At 36.4% G+C, this 19,187-nt stretch carries 13 protein-coding genes; 1 reads left to right on the top strand and 12 read right to left on the bottom strand.

Going from position 1 to position 19,187, the window contains the following annotated elements:
• The first annotated feature begins 207 nt into the window (after positions 1-207).
• The gene (locus tag AAKU52_RS15705; RefSeq protein ID WP_354335254.1) at positions 208-1,188 is read left to right on the top strand and encodes an acyl-ACP desaturase; all 981 of its coding nucleotides are present in this window, start codon (positions 208-210) and stop codon (positions 1,186-1,188) included.
• A gap of 66 nt (positions 1,189-1,254) precedes the next feature.
• On the opposite strand, the gene AAKU52_RS15700 is transcribed toward AAKU52_RS15705, so the two are convergent.
• The 12 genes from AAKU52_RS15700 to AAKU52_RS15645 all read right to left on the bottom strand — a co-directional run bounded on the left by AAKU52_RS15700 (position 1,255) and on the right by AAKU52_RS15645 (position 18,932).
• Entirely contained in the window at positions 1,255-4,647 is a 3,393-nt protein-coding gene (locus AAKU52_RS15700; RefSeq protein WP_354335252.1) for a methylmalonyl-CoA mutase family protein, read from the bottom strand.
• 70 nt (positions 4,648-4,717) lie between these two features.
• A complete protein-coding gene (gene pafA / locus AAKU52_RS15695; RefSeq protein ID WP_354335250.1) occupies positions 4,718-6,385 on the bottom strand; it encodes an alkaline phosphatase PafA in 1,668 nt (555 codons plus the stop codon).
• A gap of 69 nt (positions 6,386-6,454) precedes the next feature.
• Positions 6,455-7,741 (bottom strand): bifunctional folylpolyglutamate synthase/dihydrofolate synthase, encoded by a 1,287-nt coding sequence (locus tag AAKU52_RS15690; protein WP_354335248.1) that lies wholly within the window; start codon positions 7,739-7,741, stop codon positions 6,455-6,457.
• Between the two features lie 28 nt (positions 7,742-7,769).
• A complete protein-coding gene (locus AAKU52_RS15685) occupies positions 7,770-8,585 on the bottom strand; it encodes an energy transducer TonB (RefSeq protein ID WP_354335246.1) in 816 nt (271 codons plus the stop codon).
• The gene (locus AAKU52_RS15680; protein WP_354335244.1) at positions 8,585-8,986 is read right to left on the bottom strand and encodes an ExbD/TolR family protein; all 402 of its coding nucleotides are present in this window, start codon (positions 8,984-8,986) and stop codon (positions 8,585-8,587) included. The genes AAKU52_RS15685 and AAKU52_RS15680 overlap by 1 nt, the downstream gene beginning before the upstream one ends.
• The gene (locus AAKU52_RS15675; RefSeq protein ID WP_354335242.1) at positions 8,986-9,696 is read right to left on the bottom strand and encodes a MotA/TolQ/ExbB proton channel family protein; all 711 of its coding nucleotides are present in this window, start codon (positions 9,694-9,696) and stop codon (positions 8,986-8,988) included. The genes AAKU52_RS15680 and AAKU52_RS15675 overlap by 1 nt, the downstream gene beginning before the upstream one ends.
• Before the next feature lies 1 nt (position 9,697).
• The gene (locus AAKU52_RS15670) at positions 9,698-10,873 is read right to left on the bottom strand and encodes an HU family DNA-binding protein (protein WP_354335240.1); all 1,176 of its coding nucleotides are present in this window, start codon (positions 10,871-10,873) and stop codon (positions 9,698-9,700) included.
• Positions 10,874-10,927: 54 nt separating this feature from the next.
• Complete coding sequence (locus AAKU52_RS15665; RefSeq protein ID WP_354335238.1) at positions 10,928-12,631, bottom strand: TonB-dependent receptor; 1,704 nt, start codon at positions 12,629-12,631, stop codon at positions 10,928-10,930.
• Positions 12,632-12,641: 10 nt separating this feature from the next.
• Entirely contained in the window at positions 12,642-15,659 is a 3,018-nt protein-coding gene (locus AAKU52_RS15660) for a tetratricopeptide repeat protein (RefSeq protein ID WP_354335236.1), read from the bottom strand.
• A 135-nt stretch (positions 15,660-15,794) separates the two neighbouring features.
• The gene (locus AAKU52_RS15655) at positions 15,795-16,727 is read right to left on the bottom strand and encodes an aspartate carbamoyltransferase catalytic subunit (RefSeq protein WP_354335233.1); all 933 of its coding nucleotides are present in this window, start codon (positions 16,725-16,727) and stop codon (positions 15,795-15,797) included.
• Between the two features lie 2 nt (positions 16,728-16,729).
• Positions 16,730-17,278 (bottom strand): bifunctional pyr operon transcriptional regulator/uracil phosphoribosyltransferase PyrR, encoded by a 549-nt coding sequence (gene pyrR, locus AAKU52_RS15650; RefSeq protein ID WP_354335231.1) that lies wholly within the window; start codon positions 17,276-17,278, stop codon positions 16,730-16,732.
• 40 nt (positions 17,279-17,318) lie between these two features.
• Positions 17,319-18,932: a beta-N-acetylhexosaminidase gene (locus AAKU52_RS15645; RefSeq protein ID WP_354335229.1), complete on the bottom strand. Its 1,614-nt coding sequence runs from the start codon at positions 18,930-18,932 to the stop codon at positions 17,319-17,321.
• Between the last annotated feature and the right edge of the window lie 255 nt (positions 18,933-19,187).

Here is a 19,187-nt window from a genome sequence, read left to right as displayed (position 1 = left end):
AGTATGGAGGTGTGGCTCGTGGGCATAAATATCAATCTTTATCAAAATACAAAGATAAATTTTTAGCCTCAGCCCACAACATTTGGCATTGATCCGTACTCAACTATATTGGCCTATTATATTTTAATCTGAGCCCAATTAAATGATTGCAGTCATATTTTATGCAATTTATTTGGTTATCTTTGCATTTAATTAAATGAACAAACAATGAGTTATTTCGCAGAAAAAAGAAGGGAAGTAATGCTTCACGTAGAAGGTTATATGCTGGAGGCAATGCATTCTTACTTAAAACCGATTGATACGAATTGGCAGCCCTCTGATTTTTTGCCCGACTCTTCGAGTGAGACATTTTTTCAGGATGTAAAACAGTTGCAAGAGAAGGCTAAAGATTTATCTTATGATCTGGTTGCTGTTCTTGTAGGTGATACTGTAACTGAAGAAGCTTTACCTACTTATGAATCATGGCTTTCCATGGTTGAAGGGGTAAATAAGAGCGAGCAAGGTGGCTGGATGAAATGGAACCGTCATTGGACTGCAGAAGAAAACCGTCATGGTGATTTATTAAATAAATACCTTTATTTATCTGGGCGTGTTGACATGAAACAGTTTGAAATCTCTACCCAATATTTAATTGCTGATGGCTTTGATATTGGTACAGGGCATGATCCTTATCGTAATTTTATATATACCAGTTTTCAGGAATTGGCAACTAATATTTCACATAGAAGAGTTGCTTCTTTAGCGAAGAAAGATGGTGATAACCTACTTTCAAAAATGTGTGGTGTAATTGCCTCTGATGAAGCCAGACATGCTAAAGCATATAAAGATTTCATGAGTAAGATTTTTGAAGTAGATCAAAATGAGGCGTTGATTGCTTTTGAAGATATGATGCGTAAGAAAATCGTTATGCCAGCACATTTCTTAAGAGAAATGGGATTGAAAATTGGCCAAACTTTTGGTCATTTTACCGATGCTGCACAAAGGTTAGGTGTTTATACTGCAATTGATTACGTTGAAATAATGCAACAATTAATAGATGAGTGGAATTTAGATGGTATGCGCGATCTTAATGAGTCTGGAGAAAAAGCACGTGATTATATCATGGCTTTGCCAAGCAGGTTGATCCGTATTGCTGATCGGATGAAAAACCCTTCAATGGAATATAAATTTAGTTGGATTAATTCTTAAGAATACAATAGCTATAAACTAAAAAGCGCAAAATCATCAGGCCCTTTTTAGTTTATAGCTATTGTATTACATATTCCTTCTATATTGCCCGCCAACTTCATAAAGGGCATTTGATATTTGTCCTAATGAACAGATTTTGCAAACTTCCATAAGCTCTTCAAAGATGTTTTTACCTGCTATGGCTGCAACTTGTAATTGCTTTAAGGCTTGTTCTGTTGATCCAGCATTCCTTTGTTGGAAAGATTTTAGGGCTGTGATTTGAAATTGTTTTTCCTCTTCTGTGGCACGGATAACTTCGCCAGGAACAATTGTTGGTGAACCATTTTTATTTAAAAAAGTATTTACTCCTACAATAGGGTATTCACCATTATGTTTTAAGGTTTCATAATACAAGCTTTCTTCTTGAATTTTGCCACGCTGGTACATCGTTTCCATAGCACCTATTACACCCCCTCTGTCGTTTATTCGTTTGAATTCTAATAAAACGGCCTCTTCAACCAGGTCTGTTAAATCTTCAATGATGAAAGCGCCTTGCAAAGGGTTCTCGTTTTTTGCTAACCCTAGTTCCCTGTTGATAATGAGTTGTATGGCCATTGCTCTTCTAACAGATTCTTCTGTTGGTGTTGTAATAGCTTCGTCGTAAGCATTGGTATGTAAGGAATTACAGTTATCGTAAATAGCATACAAGGCTTGTAAGGTTGTTCTGATATCGTTGAAATCTATCTCTTGCGCATGTAGCGAGCGCCCAGATGTTTGAATATGGTATTTTAGTTTTTGTGAACGGTCATTTCCTTTGTATTTATTTTTGATGGCTTTAGCCCAGATACGCCTAGCCACTCTTCCAATTACCGAATATTCTGGATCTATCCCATTAGAAAAGAAAAAAGAAAGGTTTGGTGCAAAATCATCGATAGCCATTCCACGACTTAAATAATACTCTACAAATGTAAACCCATTGCTTAAGGTAAAGGCTAATTGTGAAATTGGGTTGGCTCCTGCTTCGGCAATGTGATAGCCTGATATGGATACTGAATAAAAATTTCGGACTTTCTCCTCTATAAAGTACATTTGAATATCCCCCATCATCCTTAAGGCGAATTCAGTGGAGAATATGCACGTATTTTGAGCCTGGTCTTCCTTTAATATATCTGCTTGCACAGTACCTCTAACACTACTTATTGCTTTTGCTTTTATAGGTTCATAAATTTCAGGAGGTAATACTTGATCTCCAGTAACGCCTAAAAGCATAAGCCCCAAACCTGAGTTTCCTTCTGGTAAGTCACCTCTGTAAAATGGTTTTGAAGGATTTTCACCTTCATATATATCCTTAATCTTTTCTTCAACTTCTGTTTGAAGGCCATTTGCAATGATGTATTTTTCACATTGTTGGTCGATAGCAGCATTCAAGAAAAAACCAAGAAGCATAGGTGCCGGACCATTAATAGTCATAGATACCGAAGTTGATGGAGCACATAAGTCAAAACCTGAATATAGTTTTTTTGCATCATCAAGTGTAGCTATACTCACCCCTGAGTTTCCAATTTTACCATAGATATCAGGACGTATATGTGGATCTTCACCATATAAGGTAACAGAGTCAAAAGCTGTTGAAAGCCGGTGTGCTGGCTGGCCTAATGAAACATAGTGGAATCGCTTGTTGGTGCGTTCTGGGCCACCCTCTCCTGCAAACATACGTGTTGGATCTTCGCCTTCCCGCTTTAATGGAAAAACGCCAGCGGCATAAGGAAATTCTCCAGGTACATTTTCTGTTAATAACCAGTGGAGTATATCACCCCAATCTTCATATTTAGGCAGAGAAATTTTTGGTATTTTTAATTTTGATAATGATTCATAAAACAATGGTTGTTTAATTTCTTTGTCTCTTACTTTATAAACGAAATATTCTTCCTTGTATTTAGCCTTTGTTTCCGGCCATTCCTTTAATAGTCGTTTACAAATACCATCCTGTTGTTCAGCTATATGATTGTAAATAGCTTCCAGGGCTTCTACCGTACTTATATCTACTGGTATTTTTTTTGTTAAAACTTCTTCTGTTGCAAGTTTTATTACCCCTTGTAATTGATATAACTTTCTCGCGATGGCACTTTGTGTAGCGACCCATTCGTTGTAAGCTTGACTAGACTCTGCAATTTCCGACAGGTATCTGATTCTATCTGGTGGTATGATGTATGTTTTTTCAGATTGCTCTAATGTTAAGGCCTTTTGTGCTTTGAAATCAACGCCTGTTTTCTCGTTTATTTTTTGTAACAAAGAAGTGAAAAGGTTGTTCATCCCCGGATCATTGAATTGGGAAGCCATGGTACCGTACACCGGAATACTTTCTTCTTTTGCATCAAACAGGTTATGGTTTCGTCTGTATTGTTTACGAACATCGCGCAATGCATCTAAAGCACCACGTTTATCGAATTTATTGATGGCAACCAAATCTGCAAAGTCAAGCATATCGATTTTTTCCAGTTGTGTTGCTGCACCAAATTCTGGGGTCATCACATATAAGGATACATCACAATGTTCTGTTATTTCGGTATCCGATTGTCCGATACCAGATGTTTCTACAATAATTAAATCGTAACCAACTGCTTTACAGATATCAATACTTTCCTGAACGTTTTTTGACAAAGCTAGATTGGCCTGTCTTGTAGCCAGGGAACGCATGTAAATTCTTGGATTATTAATGGCATTCATCCTTATTCGGTCTCCAAGCAAGGCTCCACCTGTTTTTCTTTTAGATGGATCAACAGAAATAATAGCTAGTGTTTTATCTTCAACTTCGATTAAAAACCTTCTTACCAGTTCATCCACCAGGGAAGATTTACCAGAGCCACCTGTTCCAGTGATGCCTATAACTGGGGCCTGGTTGCCTATAGTGAGTTTTTTTAATTCATTAACAAATCCTTGTGCACCTTCAGGATCATTTTCTGCAACAGTAATTGCAGCAGCAATGCTTTTTATATCTTTCTGAAGTATGCGAATCAATTCGCCGTTAATGGATGTGGTAGTCACATAATCTGTTTGTTCCAACATATTATTGATCATGCCTTGCAAACCCATTTTTCGACCGTCATCTGGAGAGTAGATTTTGGCAATTCCATATTCTTGCAGTTCCTGAATTTCTGATGGTAAGATAACACCACCACCGCCAGCAAATATTTTAATGTGTGTTGCACCTCTTTCTAAAAGTAAATCATGCATATACTTAAAGTACTCCATGTGGCCACCTTGGTAAGAAGTCATGGCTATCCCTTGTACATCTTCCTGAATGGCACAATTTACCACTTCATCAACGGAGCGGTTATGGCCCAGGTGGATGACTTCAGCACCAGAAGATTGCAGAATGCGGCGCATGATATTAATAGTGGCATCATGCCCATCAAATAATGCAGCTGCTGTTACAAAACGTATTTTATTTTTGGGTTTATAAATTTCAATTGGATCCATACAACGGTTTATACTTGCTGAGTAAAGGTACTAAAAATTAAAAAGCCGCAGACCTGCAGCTTTTTAATTTTTAGTTGTGGGTAAGCTCTGTTATGGGCGTTCCTAAGCTGCCATTTGGCATTTGTATATGTAGCATTGCTGCCAGTGTAGCAGCGATATCAGACATGTAATAATTTTTATTTGTTTTTCCAGGTTTGACTTTCCAACCCATAAATACGAGTGGGATATGTGAATCATAAGGATACCAGGTAGAATGGGAGGTTCCTGTTTTACCGCCAGAAAACCAATTTGGGTTTAAGACGAAATAAACATCACCACTTCTGCGGGCATTATATCCATTACTTACACGCTTTTTGACTTCTTCAGGTAACGTTGCACTGTTGATTTTAGTCAAATCTCCTGCATCCAAAATACCGGTTTGTTGTTTCAAGTAATTAATAACCGTTTCCTTCATCTTGTCAAAATCACCCTTGCTTTCTCTGATCAATGGTTGGTTAAAAATAACTTGATAATTCATCAATGCAGAAATACTCTTTTTAATATTAAATTCTTTTTCAAGTAAAAGATTCAAATCTTTCATTAATTGACTGCTACTGATAGTTCCGGCAGGGATTTTATTCTCAACTAAAAATCCAGGAACTTGTACTGCTCCATGATCTGAAGTTAGGAAAAATAAATAATTTCCTTTTCCTACTGTTTTATCCAGGTAATTTAAGAATTCCTGCAGGTCTTTATCCAAACGCAAATAGGTGTCTTCTGCTTCAATTGAATTAGGACCGAACTGGTGACCAACATAATCTGTAGAAGAACAACTTACTGCTAGAAAATCTGTAACCTCACCTTGGCCTAATTTTTCACCGCTAATTGCTTTTTTTGCTAAATCAAGGGTCATGGTATTACCATAGGGGGTACTTCTAATTAACCCATAATCATTACCAACAGCATTTTTTAGCACATGTGGGAAGCTACTGGTCGTTGCACCTTTGAATTTACCTTCATAAGGTTTGTCATCTGTAGTGCTTTGTGTATAAGTATTGATAGGATATAATGTGTTCCAGTCCTTCGACAAATACTCATTTGTTTTCTTCAAATCGTTATAATTTGAAACCCATGTGGGTAAGTCTTTCCTATAATAAGTACTGGTAATCCAGTTTCCCGAAGCACCATCATACCAGTAAGCGCCATTTGCAGAATGTCCGGCAGGGAGTATAGCACCACGGTCTTTCAAAGAGATGCCTATCACCTTACTTTTGAAATTGGTTGCTAACTTTAATTCGTCAGTTATGGTATTGGTCAATAAGTTTTTTGGAGACATTTCACCAGCATCCGAGGTGCTACCCACTGTTTTAACTTCTTTATCTTCAGTACAATAAACATCTCTGCCTAATTGTGGATCAAACCAGTTGTTTCCAATAATACCATTGATAGCAGGAACAGAACCGGTATAAATACTAGCATGACCACATGCTGTAATTGTTGGTAAATAGGGGATAAAAGTGTTTTCAGCTGAAAAACCCTCATTAATTAATCGTTTAAAACCCCCATCACCATATCTTTCGTAATAACGGTAAAGGTAATCCCAGCGCATTTGGTCTACTACAAAACCAACTACAAGTTTTGGTCTATTGATGGTTGTTGGGTAAACAGCCGTAGCCGGTTGTTTACTAACTTTTGTTTGTGCAAAAACAGGAATGCATAATAGCAGTAACACGGACAATTGTAAAAATGATTTCTTCATTATTTATAGTTAGGAAAAGCAAATGTATTGATCCTTTTATATAAAAGATAATAGGTTACTGTAAAGATATCATATAACTTCAGCGACAACGAAAGTGCTTCCACCAATAAATATTAAATCATTAGGACCTGCATTCTTTTTTGCAGCCTGCAGCGCAGAAGCAACATCATCATAAGCTTGCCCGAAAAGTTGGTGTTTTGAGGCTTGATCAGCAAGTTTAATCGCTGGTAGGGCCCGTTCCAACTGTGGTTGAGTAAAATAATAGGTTGCCTTTATGGGTAAAAGCGACAAAAAGCCATTTACATCTTTATCTTTTAATACCCCAATAACCATATGCAGGTTTTGGTATGTGGTATTCTGAATGTTTTGTAGCACTTCCTTTAGCCCAGCAGAATTATGGCCTGTATCGCAAATTATTAAAGGGGAATTTGATAGTGTCTGCCACCTTCCCTTCAAACCTGTAATTTTTTTAACATTTTTTAATGCAGTAAATACAGCTTTATTAGAGATGTTAAAATGCAGGTCTTTTAATTTTAAAATAGCAGCCACAACAGTCAATACATTTTTTAATTGATAAGTTCCTGTCAAGTCTAGCTTAATTCCTTTGAAAAGCACTTCGGTGCCCTTTTTAATGGTGGTTATCAGGTATTGTTTATCTATCTGAATGTCAGACAAGTTCAGCTCATCGGCTGCAAAAACTAAAGTGCTATCTGTTTCTAGTGCTTTTTTTATAAATACATTGTCGGTTTCCGGATGTCTTTCGCCAATTACAACAGGAATATTGTGTTTAATGATGCCCGCTTTTTCACCTGCAATTGCCCTAAGGGTATTGCCCAGAATATTGGTGTGGTCTAGGCTGATATTGGTAATGACAGCTAATTCTGGTGAAATGATGTTGGTAGAATCAAGTCTGCCGCCAAGACCCACCTCAATAATGGCTATATCTACTTTTTGTTGTTCAAAATAAGAAAAAGCCATACCTACAGTGACTTCAAAAAAGGAAGGCTGCAATGTTTCGAAGGATGCCTGCTGTTCCTTTATAAAATTACTTACAAATCCTTTAGAGATCATTTTACCATTGATCCGGATGCGTTCCCGAAAATCTTTTAAATGGGGAGAAGTATAAAGCCCTGTTTTATAACCTGCCTGTTGTAAAATAGCTGCCAGCATGTGTGAGGTAGAACCTTTTCCATTGGTGCCACCTACATGTATGGTTTTAAATTGATGTTGTGGATTTCCCAACTGCTCACATAAAATTAGCGTATTGTGTAAATCTTTTTTATAGGCTATTGCACCCACACGGGTAAACATGGGTAGTTTATTATAGAGGTAGTGCAGCGTTTGTGAATAAGTCATTAAAATAAATCTTCAGGTAGGTGGACTTTTATTGCACTTTAAAATTGAAAACTACTACGCCAACCTGAACATCAGGAGCAGTGGAGGATTGATTTAAGCGTGCGCCCATAACAGCATTTTTGCATTTTTGCCATAATTCACGGTCATTTAAAGTCGTTCCTTTAACTCCCGGCACTGCGTTGATTACAATTCCTTCTCTATTGATTGATATTCTAACGGCAATCTTTCCTCTTTTCTGTCCGTCGTCACTCGGTGTAACTAGATTAGTGAACCTTCTTAAAGCGATTGGTGTTTCACCAAACCCAGATCCGCCTTCGCCATAATTATTGCTCAGTGGGTCTCCATTTACACTGCCTTGGTTACCAGGTGTATCGCCTGTTCCATCACCTTTACCGGTGCCTTTATTGGCTTTACCTTTATATAAGGCACTTTGGTTAATGGTTGGTTTTGCAGGTTTATCTTCTACAGCTGCATTTGGGGTAGCAGTAGTTTTAGTTTTTTTTGTGTTAATACTTACCGCTTCTTCGGTGTTTTGAGTAACTACATCTTTATCACTGGCCTGAGGTGTAGATTGCTGTATTGTCTGTTGCTCTGGAACAACCTTATCGGGGGCTTGTTCATTGGCATTTGGGTCTGCAGATGGTTCTTCGATACTGGTATAATCAGTACCCATTCCACTTACTTCAGTGCCATAATTAACGACCATACCGCCCATGCCAGCTTCTTCAACAGGCTTGAATGACCCGATAACTATGAAAAAACTTATGACAATAAGTAACGCCATAATGACTGTAGAAATAGCCAAAGCCTTAGGGTAGTTATTTTCTTCCTGATTGTATGTCATTATTTCTTAGGTTCTACAGCCAATACAACTTTAAGCTTCAATTGATTAGCAACATCAAAAACCTGCATTGTGTTTTCTATAGAAACACCTCTTGCAACATAAAGTACGATGGTTAAATCTGGAGAAGCCTTCTGATACGTCTCTACCGTGCTTTTTAAGTTGTCGAGGGTTACCTGTTGCTTTTCAACAAAGTAATTTAGCTTTTCATCTATAGAAACTGTAACGGTTTTTTGTGCAGAAGATTGTTGTCCACTTTCAGATCTTGGTAGCAATAGCTTTACTACCTGTGGATTAACTATAGCTGATGCCAGTAGAAAAAACAACATCAGCATAAACATAATATCATTTAGTGCAGAGGTATTAACCTCAACCGTACCTTTATTTCTTTTTCTCAGATTCATTATTTGCCTGGTTCCTCTAATAAGTCAATAAATTCAATTGCATCAGTTTCCATTCTTAAAATGATTCTTTCTACCATCATATTTAGAATGTGGTATAAAACATAAGCGATGATACCGATAATTAATCCAGTTGCAGAAGTAATCATTTTGGTGTATAAACCACCCGAGATGGTTCCTATTTCAATGGCACCTTTAATTGATACATCATGGAAAATGGTAATTACTCCAATAATAGTTCCCACAAAACCGAGCATGGGTGCAATTCCAGCTATAATGGCTAATATCCCTAAGTTTTTTTCAAGCTTAGATACTTCTAATTTACCCGTATTTTCAATAGCACCTTCAATGTCTTTAATCGGACGTCCAATTCGCTTTAAGCCTTTTTCTAACATTCTTCCTAGTGGAGAGTTTGAATTGCGGCAAAGTGAAATGGCATTTTCTAATCTTCCATCCTGTATGTATTGCTTAATTTGCAGCATAAGATTCGACTCTGTTTTGGAAGATTTCCGAATAGTGATATACCTTTCAATAAATATAACCAATCCTAAAAAGGCAAGTATGGCCAATGGTATCATTACCCAGCCACCTTTAAACAATAAATCTATAAAATGTAATTCGGGAGGTGCAGTAGTTACAGCTTGTTTTACAACGTTTGCTGTATCAATAATTTGGTTTGCCGTATCACTGGCACCCTGTAACAATGTAATCATATTATTCTGGTTTGTTTGTGTTAATATAAATGTATAGTCCTGGTATTTTTATTTTTTTTTCTATTCTGGAACGTGCGGCTCGGGCTGTTTTTTCATCCTTAAATGTTGCAATGCTGATTTTTATTTTTTTACCTGGTCTTTGGCTAACCACTTTTGCATCCATTCCCCATTTTCTTTTCATGAAAGCAATGAATTGATCAGCTTCTTTCTGACTGTAAACAGAAGAGCCTATGACCTCAAATGTGATTCCTTTTTGAATGGGCATTACTGGCCTAGCCACAATTGGATCCGCACTAAGCTTTACCGGAATCGTATCTCTTTTAACCGTATCGGTAGCCGTTAAAGTATCTGCACTTAATGGCGCATTATTTACTGGTGCAGCCGGGATACGCTGTACTGGGACATTTTGTTTTTGAGTTAAATTATCAAACAAATCTGGATTCCATAAAAATAAGGCTAAGGTTAATGTTAGAAGTATAAGTAAACCAATAATTATTTTTAAATAGCTAGGGATAGGTCGCTTTCTTGATTCCTCAATTTGGTAATTAACTGTTCCTTCATTAACGGTAATTTCCTGAATTTTCTCCTGCTCGGGAGCTGCAATGCTTATTTGGGTTGGGGCAACTGGTGGGTCTATTTCTTTTTTTTCTTCTAAAATAATTTCAGACTCTGGCTTAATAACGGGTTCTTCGGATATTTTTCCTGGATTTTCTACTTCAACGTTATTTTCATTAATAACCGATTCCAGGGTATCTTTCTTTTCTATAAAAGTAATCTCTTCAGCAGTTTCGGGAAGCCCATAAAATCTGAAACCCAGGTTTAATTGAGAATTTGCGTAAAATTTCAATTCACCTTCTTGCAATACAAGCTTGCCAAGCTCTTGCAGATCTATTTCCTTATTATCTGAAAGCTTTTCCTTTAAATTAGCAACAAATTGGTCTATGTGATAATTTGCAGATTCTTCAGATAGATTATGTTGTTTGCAAATGTATTCAGCCAATAAAATATTCTCGGTTACTTCTAACTTAAATGCCAGTTGTAAACTTGGAAGTAAAAAAGAATGGAGTTCAGAATCATACCTGCCTGGCGACTTTTTTTTTAAGAATGTCCCCAGTTCGGGGACACCTACTTCTTTATTTGTTTGAATAACTACTGCTAAATACGATACTATATCCATTTTGGTAAAAATAAATTTTAATTCTTTATCAACCAATTATTTATTGAAAACCGACTAGAAAGAATAGGTTAATCCACCAAAACCATTGAATCCAATAGCCTGGTAGTATAGAAACCTGCCGTTGTTAGTGTTAAGCAAGTTATTTGCTTTAGCAAATACAGAGAACTGGTTATTTATTTTATATGCGGCACCTATACCTAAATCCACAAAGCCCTTAACATTTACCACACGCTCATTATCAGGGTTAGGCACAACATAAGGAGCATCAGGCTGCGCAAGATATAGCTTAGCTTTGGTGTCATCCTGTATTGCTATGGCAGCATCGAAACTTAATTTATCATTGAAATTGAATAATAAGTTGGAACTAACTCTTAGTTGTGGTTTAAACCAGCTTTCTCTTTCTCTTTCAGGTTTATAGTTTTCCAAATTTATTTTACCAGTCCATTTTAAACTATTGCTCACCTGAACAGATAATTCACCTTCTAACCCTAACAGTTTCATTGTTCCGAAATCATATATTACATCGAAACTTGCAGGTTTGTTAAAGTTGTTAACAAATAAAGGCATTTGGCTCAATTCCTTGTGGTATACTTTTGCTTTGTATCCAAAGCCAGGTCCGGCGGTTCCTTTAATACCTCCAGTAAAGCTCAACTTTTCTACTGTGTTTTGGATTTCAATATTGGTGTTTAAAAATGGATTATCGTCACTAAATTCTTTTAAAGTGTTTTTGTTCACATCACCATTCAACTCACCAAATAATTGTAAATAATCTGGAATTAAAGTGAAGTCGGCAGTTACGGCTGGGAAAATTCTGGTTTCAGAAAAGGTACCAAATTCTTGCACGAAATTAATTCCAGCATTAATTTTTACGCCATTTGTCTGCAGCCTGATATATGGGTTTAATTTTAATAAGTTGTTGTTTACACTTACCGACATATCTTTGGTATTACCCATTTCTACAGCAGCGGCAAGACCCAAATTGAAATTGCTAATTCTTTTATTCAGGTAAGCATTTAAATTCACTGAATTTTCCTTAGCGTCATAATGGTCGCCCCACATATAGCCATTTATTTTGGCGGCATAGCTCAACGCATCTTCATCTGTGGTGTATTTACTTGCTATTTCCCCTTCAGCTTCAAAAAAGTTAAAAGATTGTTTAGCAGGATTCTCATTGAGAAAAGAATTGTTTGGGTCCTGGCCATAAAAATATAGGCCATTTCTTTGGTAATTTAGACGTCCACTTAATGTAAACTGATCAGCAATACTTTTTCCAAATACACTGAATTGTTGTTGATTAAATTTTTGATTTTTTAATTTACCTTCTTGTCCGAAGTGTCTGAAAAATCCACCCAATTGCAGTGCTTCATCTCGTCCAATATTGATAAAAGCCTCGGCTAAGGTAGTACCCGAAGTTCCTAATCCTGCTTTGAGGTAATTGTTAGTCAATTCTGTTTGGCGCTCTTCGGCCACTTGTTGCGCTTGAAGTTTATTAATGTCAGCGTTTAGTTCCAGTTTTCTATCTGTTAATCCGTAATTAAACTTTGCCTTATAAGTTTTAACATCATTTAAATCCGGGCTTCTTCTTAACTTTACGGCTTCAGCTAATACAGGTTTGTAAGGCCTGATTACCTCAATTTCTTCTGCAATAGTTTTATCATCTGGTTTCTTTTCGGGCTCTTTTTTATCTTGTGCCTTCAAACTAAAGGTACCTGCTGTAATAAAAAATACTGTTGTATATATTAATTTCCTAAATGTCATGTTGCGTAGCTTATTTAATTTTTTCTAGTTTTTCTTTAGCAGTAGGAACAATTTCATCCTTGCCTTCATAATTATCAATAAGACTTAAAAGTGTACTTTTTGCCTGAAGCTTGTCATTTAAGGCCAGGTAATTATCTGCCAATAATAAGAATGCCTTTGCTACCCAGTAATCGTAAGAGGGCATATTATTGATGAGATCGAAACATGTTTTCTGTGACGTTTTATAGTCCTTATTAGCAAATTGTAAGGTGGCAAGTGTATATTTTGCTTCTGCAGCTGCTAAAGTCTTGGTTTTATTCACCACATTGCTTAGAGATTTGATTGCAGAGGTTGTATCTGCATTTAAAAGATAAGCTTTACCAGCATATAGGTCAGCACTGTTCTTTTCTTCTTCAGATGCTTTATCCGACTCCTTTATCAACTTAACATACTTTATCACATCGTCAGCCATATTCAGCGCATCATAAGCTTTCATTAGGTTATTGATAGCATAAGTATAGTGTACTTTATAATCAGCTGTGGTTTCCAATCTTTTCAAATAAACTATTGCCTCATTGTATTTCTTTTGCTTTAAAAATAATTCAGATATCCCAACCAAAGAGCGCTCTGTGTAATCGCTGGTCCAGTCATTTAAAATATATTCATAATCAGAGATGGCCTCTGCTGGGCGGTTTAATTTAACTAAAGATTCTGCCCTGATAAATTTTGCTTCTTTGTCATGAATTGCTTTCGAAAATTTGTCGAAATAACCATTTATAGCTTCAAAAGCACCTTGAAAATCACCTTTTAAATAGCGTGTATTTGCAGCCTGAAAAACAATATTATCTTGTTCAGCAACGGTATAATTTCCAATAGGAGTGGTGTTGGCGTAATTAATGAAACCGTTGGCATCACCTTTATCCATGTAGATGTTTTTGATAGATTCCAATGATTGCTTAGCTTCCTCTGTACTGCCGTAATCAGCGATAACTTTTTTAAAGGTTTCTGTTGCCTCCGCATCCTGATCCTGGTTATATTGAACCAAACCAATGGTCACTAATGCTCTTGGGATATAACTGCTGTTCGGATATTTCCTGATTAAACTATTCAGGTCACTTTTAGATTTATCTAAGTTCCCCTTGTTGAAATAAGTATAAGCTATTTCAAATCCTCCATCATCAGCATAGTTAGATCCTGGGAATTGCTGTAGCAAGCTTTCCATGGTAGCAATTTTGGCATCATCCTGATTTTCTAAACCCTGTATCATCCCTCTTTGAAATAAAGCATAATCTTCACCCTTTGCTTGTTGGCTGATGATTTTATTATAATTGAGCAATGCATTTCCGTAATTCTTATTAACGAAGTAGGAATCAGCTAGTCTTATTGTCGCGTCGACAACTGTTTTTCCATCTTTATCATGACCATTTAGGAAACGTTCAAAGTAATTAGCCGCTTTAGTATATTTTTCATCTTCAAAAGCAGCATAAGCTAATGCATAATTGGCGAAATTATAAACTTTAGTTTTATTGGCTTCTGACATGGAAAGAAATGTTTCAAAAGTCTTAACCGCTTCACCAAATTTGCGTAACTCATAAGAAGCTTCTGCTTTCCAATAAGTATTTAATGCTTGGATTTCTTTGTCTAATGGGTAAGTTTCAGAGCGTAGAAACATGGACAAGGCATTAGGAAATGCCCTTTCATTATAAAATTCTAAACCGCGGAAATAGGTTACTTTTTGATAAGCTTCTTTAGCTTCCGGTGATTTATTAGGAATAGGCTGTAAAATATCAATAGCCGCCTGGTAATTCTTGCTGCTGAGTAAAATCTCTCCTAATAGTGTTTTAGCTTCATTCAATTTTCTTGATGTTGGAAATTCTTTTAAGAAGTTTTGCGTAGCATCTAATGCTTGCTGGTTAAACTCAAGCTCATAACTAAGTTTTCCATAATTTATCCATGCATCTTCCTGGGTAACTTTATTAAAGTTAAGTCTTGAAGCTCTAAAAAAAGCACTTCTTGCTTTCTCTTTATTATTCAATTCAATAAAAGTACGACCTAAGGTATACATACCACTTTGCAGGTATACATCATCCTTGTTCAATTTTTCTAAGACTGTTACTGCCTGGGTATACTTCTTTAATTCAAATAAAGTATAACCATATTGGTATAAGAACAAGTTGTTTGGAATTGAAGAATTCTCCTTACTATAATAGGATTGAAAGTATTTTTCTGCATTTTTATAATCAGCTTTTGCGAAGTAAGATGCTGCAATTAAACTTAGCATATCGGCTTCATATTGCGGAGCTATGTTTTGCATTATCGGTATAGCATAACTGATAACATCATCATATCGCTCATCTAAATAATACATGGAAGTAATGTAGTAAGGATAGCTGGCCTGATATGTTGGAGAACCTTTTAGTTTTTCGAAATTACTTAAGGCTGTTTTGTATTCTTTATTTAAGTAATTGATGTAAGCAAAATAATAGGTTGCATCTTCCTTGAACGGCGAGTCTTCTTTTTTTACCGCTTCGAACAATGGTTCTGCTTTTTCAATATTCTTCAATTCAAAATAAGCATATCCTTGTTTAAACTGGTACTCCACACGTTGTTTTTGTGAAAGGGTTGACGGATCAGTTTTTTCAAACCAAGTCAAAGCTTTCTCGTAATTTTTTTGTGCAAAATAGGCTTTACCTACATGAAAATATGCCAGCTTAGTATTAGAATTTAATGGGTAGTCAGCTATGAATTTTTGAAATAAACTTTCTGCATCTGCATTACCCAATTCCAAAGCACAAACGGCGGCGTAAAATTTAGCATTTTCTTTCAGTAGAGTTAGTTCTGCATTACTTTCTTGCTGTGCATCTGGTTTCAACCTTGATTGTTCAACCAGCTTAAACTGCACGGCAGCTGCCACATATTTTTCATGGTCTAATAATTCTAATCCACTTTGATAGTTTTTATTTAGGTTTACTAAAGGACTTAGCTGTGCATATCCAGCTGTAAAGTTTGCTGCTAATATAAGGGGTATAAAAAGGTATTTTTTCTGCATCGGGTTTTCAAAATATGATGGCTACTAATAAAAATAGACTAAAGCGGCTTACTAACAATAGTAATCAACATATGTTAATAACACATGTCTAAACGTAAAGTTAGTAAAATTGGTATATAAAAGTACTCAAGGATGTTAATCTCTTTGAGCAGCAAGTAGATAAAGTACTGCCATCCTAATAGCAACCCCATTTTCTACCTGTTCCAGAATAATTGATTGCTTACTATCTGCAACATCACTGGTTATTTCTACACCGCGATTAATAGGTCCAGGGTGCATCACAATGATTTCTTTATTCAAGCTATCCAGAATAGGTTTTGTTAAACCATACATCATGGCGTATTCTCTTAATGACGGAAAGTATTTAATATCCTGCCTTTCTAACTGTATGCGGAGCATATTGGCCACATCACACCAGTTCAAAGCTTTCCTAAGGTCGTGTTCCACCTTAACGCCTAAACTAGTAATATGTCTGGGTATTAGCGTTGTAGGCCCACAAACCATAACTTCAGCACCGAGTTTCTGCAAACATAGGATATTTGATATAGCAACTCTTGAATGAAGTATATCACCAACAATAACCACCTTTTTCCCTGCAACATCACCTAATTTTTCACGAATAGAATATGCATCCAGTAATGCTTGTGTAGGATGCTCATGAGCACCATCACCGGCATTTACAATTTGCGCATTGATGTGCTTGCTTAAGAAAACGCCGGCTCCTGCATAAGGATGCCTCATCACCACCATGTCTACTTTCATGGCCAGAATGTTATTTACGGTATCAATTAAAGTTTCCCCTTTGCTCACGGAAGAAGAAGAAGCGGCAAAGTTAACTACATCTGCAGAAAGTCTTTTTTCTGCAAGTTCGAATGATAATTTAGTACGGGTAGAGTTTTCGAAAAATATATTGGCGATAGTTATATCCCTTAAAGATGGAACCCGTTTGATAGGCCTGTTAATTACATCTTTAAAATTATCGGCAGTTTCGAAAATCAATTCAATATCATTCCGGTTTATATCTTTGATGCCTAAAAGATGTCGGCTTGATAGTTTGTCTGCTGCCATTTCTATTTGATCTTTTCTGATAATAAAATTACTTTGTCTTCGCCCTCAGTCTCTTTCCAGCTAACTTTAACCAGTTGTGAGTCTAGGCTGTCTACCTGCAAACCAATATAATCTGGTTCAATGGGTACATGTCTTGAAAATCTGCGGTCTATTAAAACCATCAATTCTACTTTTGCCGGTCTGCCATAGGCAAGCAAGGCATCTAAAGCAGCTCGTATTGTGCGGCCTGTCCAAAGTACATCATCAATTAAGATGACTTCCTTGTCTTCAATGATAAAATCAATGGTGTTAATACTCGCTGAAACAAGGCCATCTTTTCGCCTGAAATCATCTCTGAAAAAAGTAATATCAAGATTGCCTTTTTTTAAGGTATTGGTTTTTAAAATTTCTGAAAGCTCTTGTTCAACGCGGTCGGCAAAATAACTGCCTCTTGGTTGAATACCAATTAATACAGTTTTTGAAAAATCAGTATGATTCTCAATTAACTGATGACAAAGTCGTTTAATTGTGATCTGGAATTTTTTTCCGTCTAGCAGGGTTCTTTTTTGCATTGACTAAAGGATTAAACAAATATAGGAAATCGTGTGGAAACTACAAATAACGTTTAGAGTAATTAATACGGTGCAAGTCATATCTTTTAAACTGGGTTTTTAAACGACGCTCAAAATCAGGGTAGTTACGCTTATTTTTAGGGCTCCATAAAACTTCACTTAAAGCATCTAATCGTGGAAATAGCATGTATTCTACCTTGGCTGGGTTAGTAATATACTCTGACCACATATTGCCTTGCGCACCCCAAATGTATTTTTCATCTGCTGCATCTAGTGTTTTGGCTATTGGTTCATAATTATATACTATATCTAGCGGTAAAAATTTGCTGGCTGTTAATGAATCGTCCTTCATAAACTGACTATGGTTAAAATACATTGAGTTTTCAGGGGTCATAATAACTTTATGCTGTTCTTTAGCTGCTGCTATGCCACCTTTTTCACCTCTCCAGCTCATTACTATTGCATTTGGTGCTAAACCACCAACTAATATCTCATCCCAACCAATTATCGTTTTTCCCTTACTGTTTACAAATTGCTCTATCCGATGAATAAAATAACTTTGGACACCATTTTCATCTTTCAACCCTTTCTCTTTGATTAGGTTTTGAGTAAAAGTACTTTGCTTCCACCATATTTTAGCACACTCATCTCCACCAATATGGATATAAGGGGAAGGGAAAAGTGCCATTACTTCTGTTAAAACGTCTTCTAAAAAGGTGAAGGTCTGTTCTGATGGCAGTAACACATTATTGAATTTATTAAAAATACCCCAGGTTTCGGCTACTTTTTTAGGTGCTGCAGGAGTGGTGCTTAAATGAGGAAAAGCGGCTAAAACTGCCATACTGTGACCAGGCATTTCAATCTCTGGAATCACTGTAATATATCGTTCCTGTGCATATTTCACCACATCTTTAATCTGCTCCTGTGTATAAAAACCTCCGTACCTGATGCCGTCATTTCCTGTTCCAGGGTATATGCCAATGATGGAGCTATTGCGCCACCCACCAATTTCTGTTAATTCAGGATATTTTTTAATTTCTATCCGCCAGCCATGGTCATCCGTTAGGTGCCAATGAAAATAATTCATCTTATGCATGGCTAGGTAATCAATGTATTTCTTTACAAAGGCTACATCAAAGAAATGGCGGCTTACATCCAGGTGCATACCTCTGTAATCAAACCTTGGGTAATCTAAAATACTAACAGCAGGGATAGCATAAGTAGCACCATTTGCATTTGGAGGTAACAATTGTAAAAGTGTTTGCATGCCGTAAAACAAACCTGCATCTGTAGCCGCGCTTATATGGATGCCATTTTGTGTTACTTCAATACGGTATTGATCGGGATTTTTAACTGTACCGACTACCCTGACCATGGAAACAACATTCTTTCGTTTTTCTTGACCAGCATATGGTAAGCCCCGTAGTTCCAGGTGATAATGTTTTTTCAGATAGTTGTTTAGAAATGCAGCAGATGGATTAAAGCCGGTGTCACTCCATAAAATCAACGTATTGCTATTCAATGAAAAAGCATTTTTTATTTCGCCTGCTTTCATTTCTACAGGTAGAGGTATTAAATCAGGTAGCTGTGCTTTTATTTCTGACGGAAAAAATAAAAAAGCAATTAAACTATAATTCAATATTAATAATTTCATGTTCTCTTTTTGTGTTGTGGGGCTAAAATAGTAAAAAAACTCCGGCAGCTTTTTTAAATGTGAAAAGTATAACAAGATTATCCGTCACCGGAGAGGTGAAGTCTGCTAAGGTAAAGCAACTCTTCAAATCATTTAATTTTAAATTATTGGAGCTTTAGTAGTAACTACTCAGGTACTTTAAAAGATTTGACTGTTTTCAGCCCTTGTAATCGTTGTTAGTTTAGGGGCAGTTTCAAAATTCAAATAAAATGGCTG

Origin of the sequence: Pedobacter sp. CG_S7, assembly GCF_040544395.1 — a bacterium.
Taxonomy (GTDB): Bacteria; Bacteroidota; Bacteroidia; order Sphingobacteriales; family Sphingobacteriaceae; genus Pedobacter.
The sequence above is the reverse complement of the archived record's forward strand: the minus strand, read 5'-3'. Positions and strand labels throughout refer to the sequence as shown.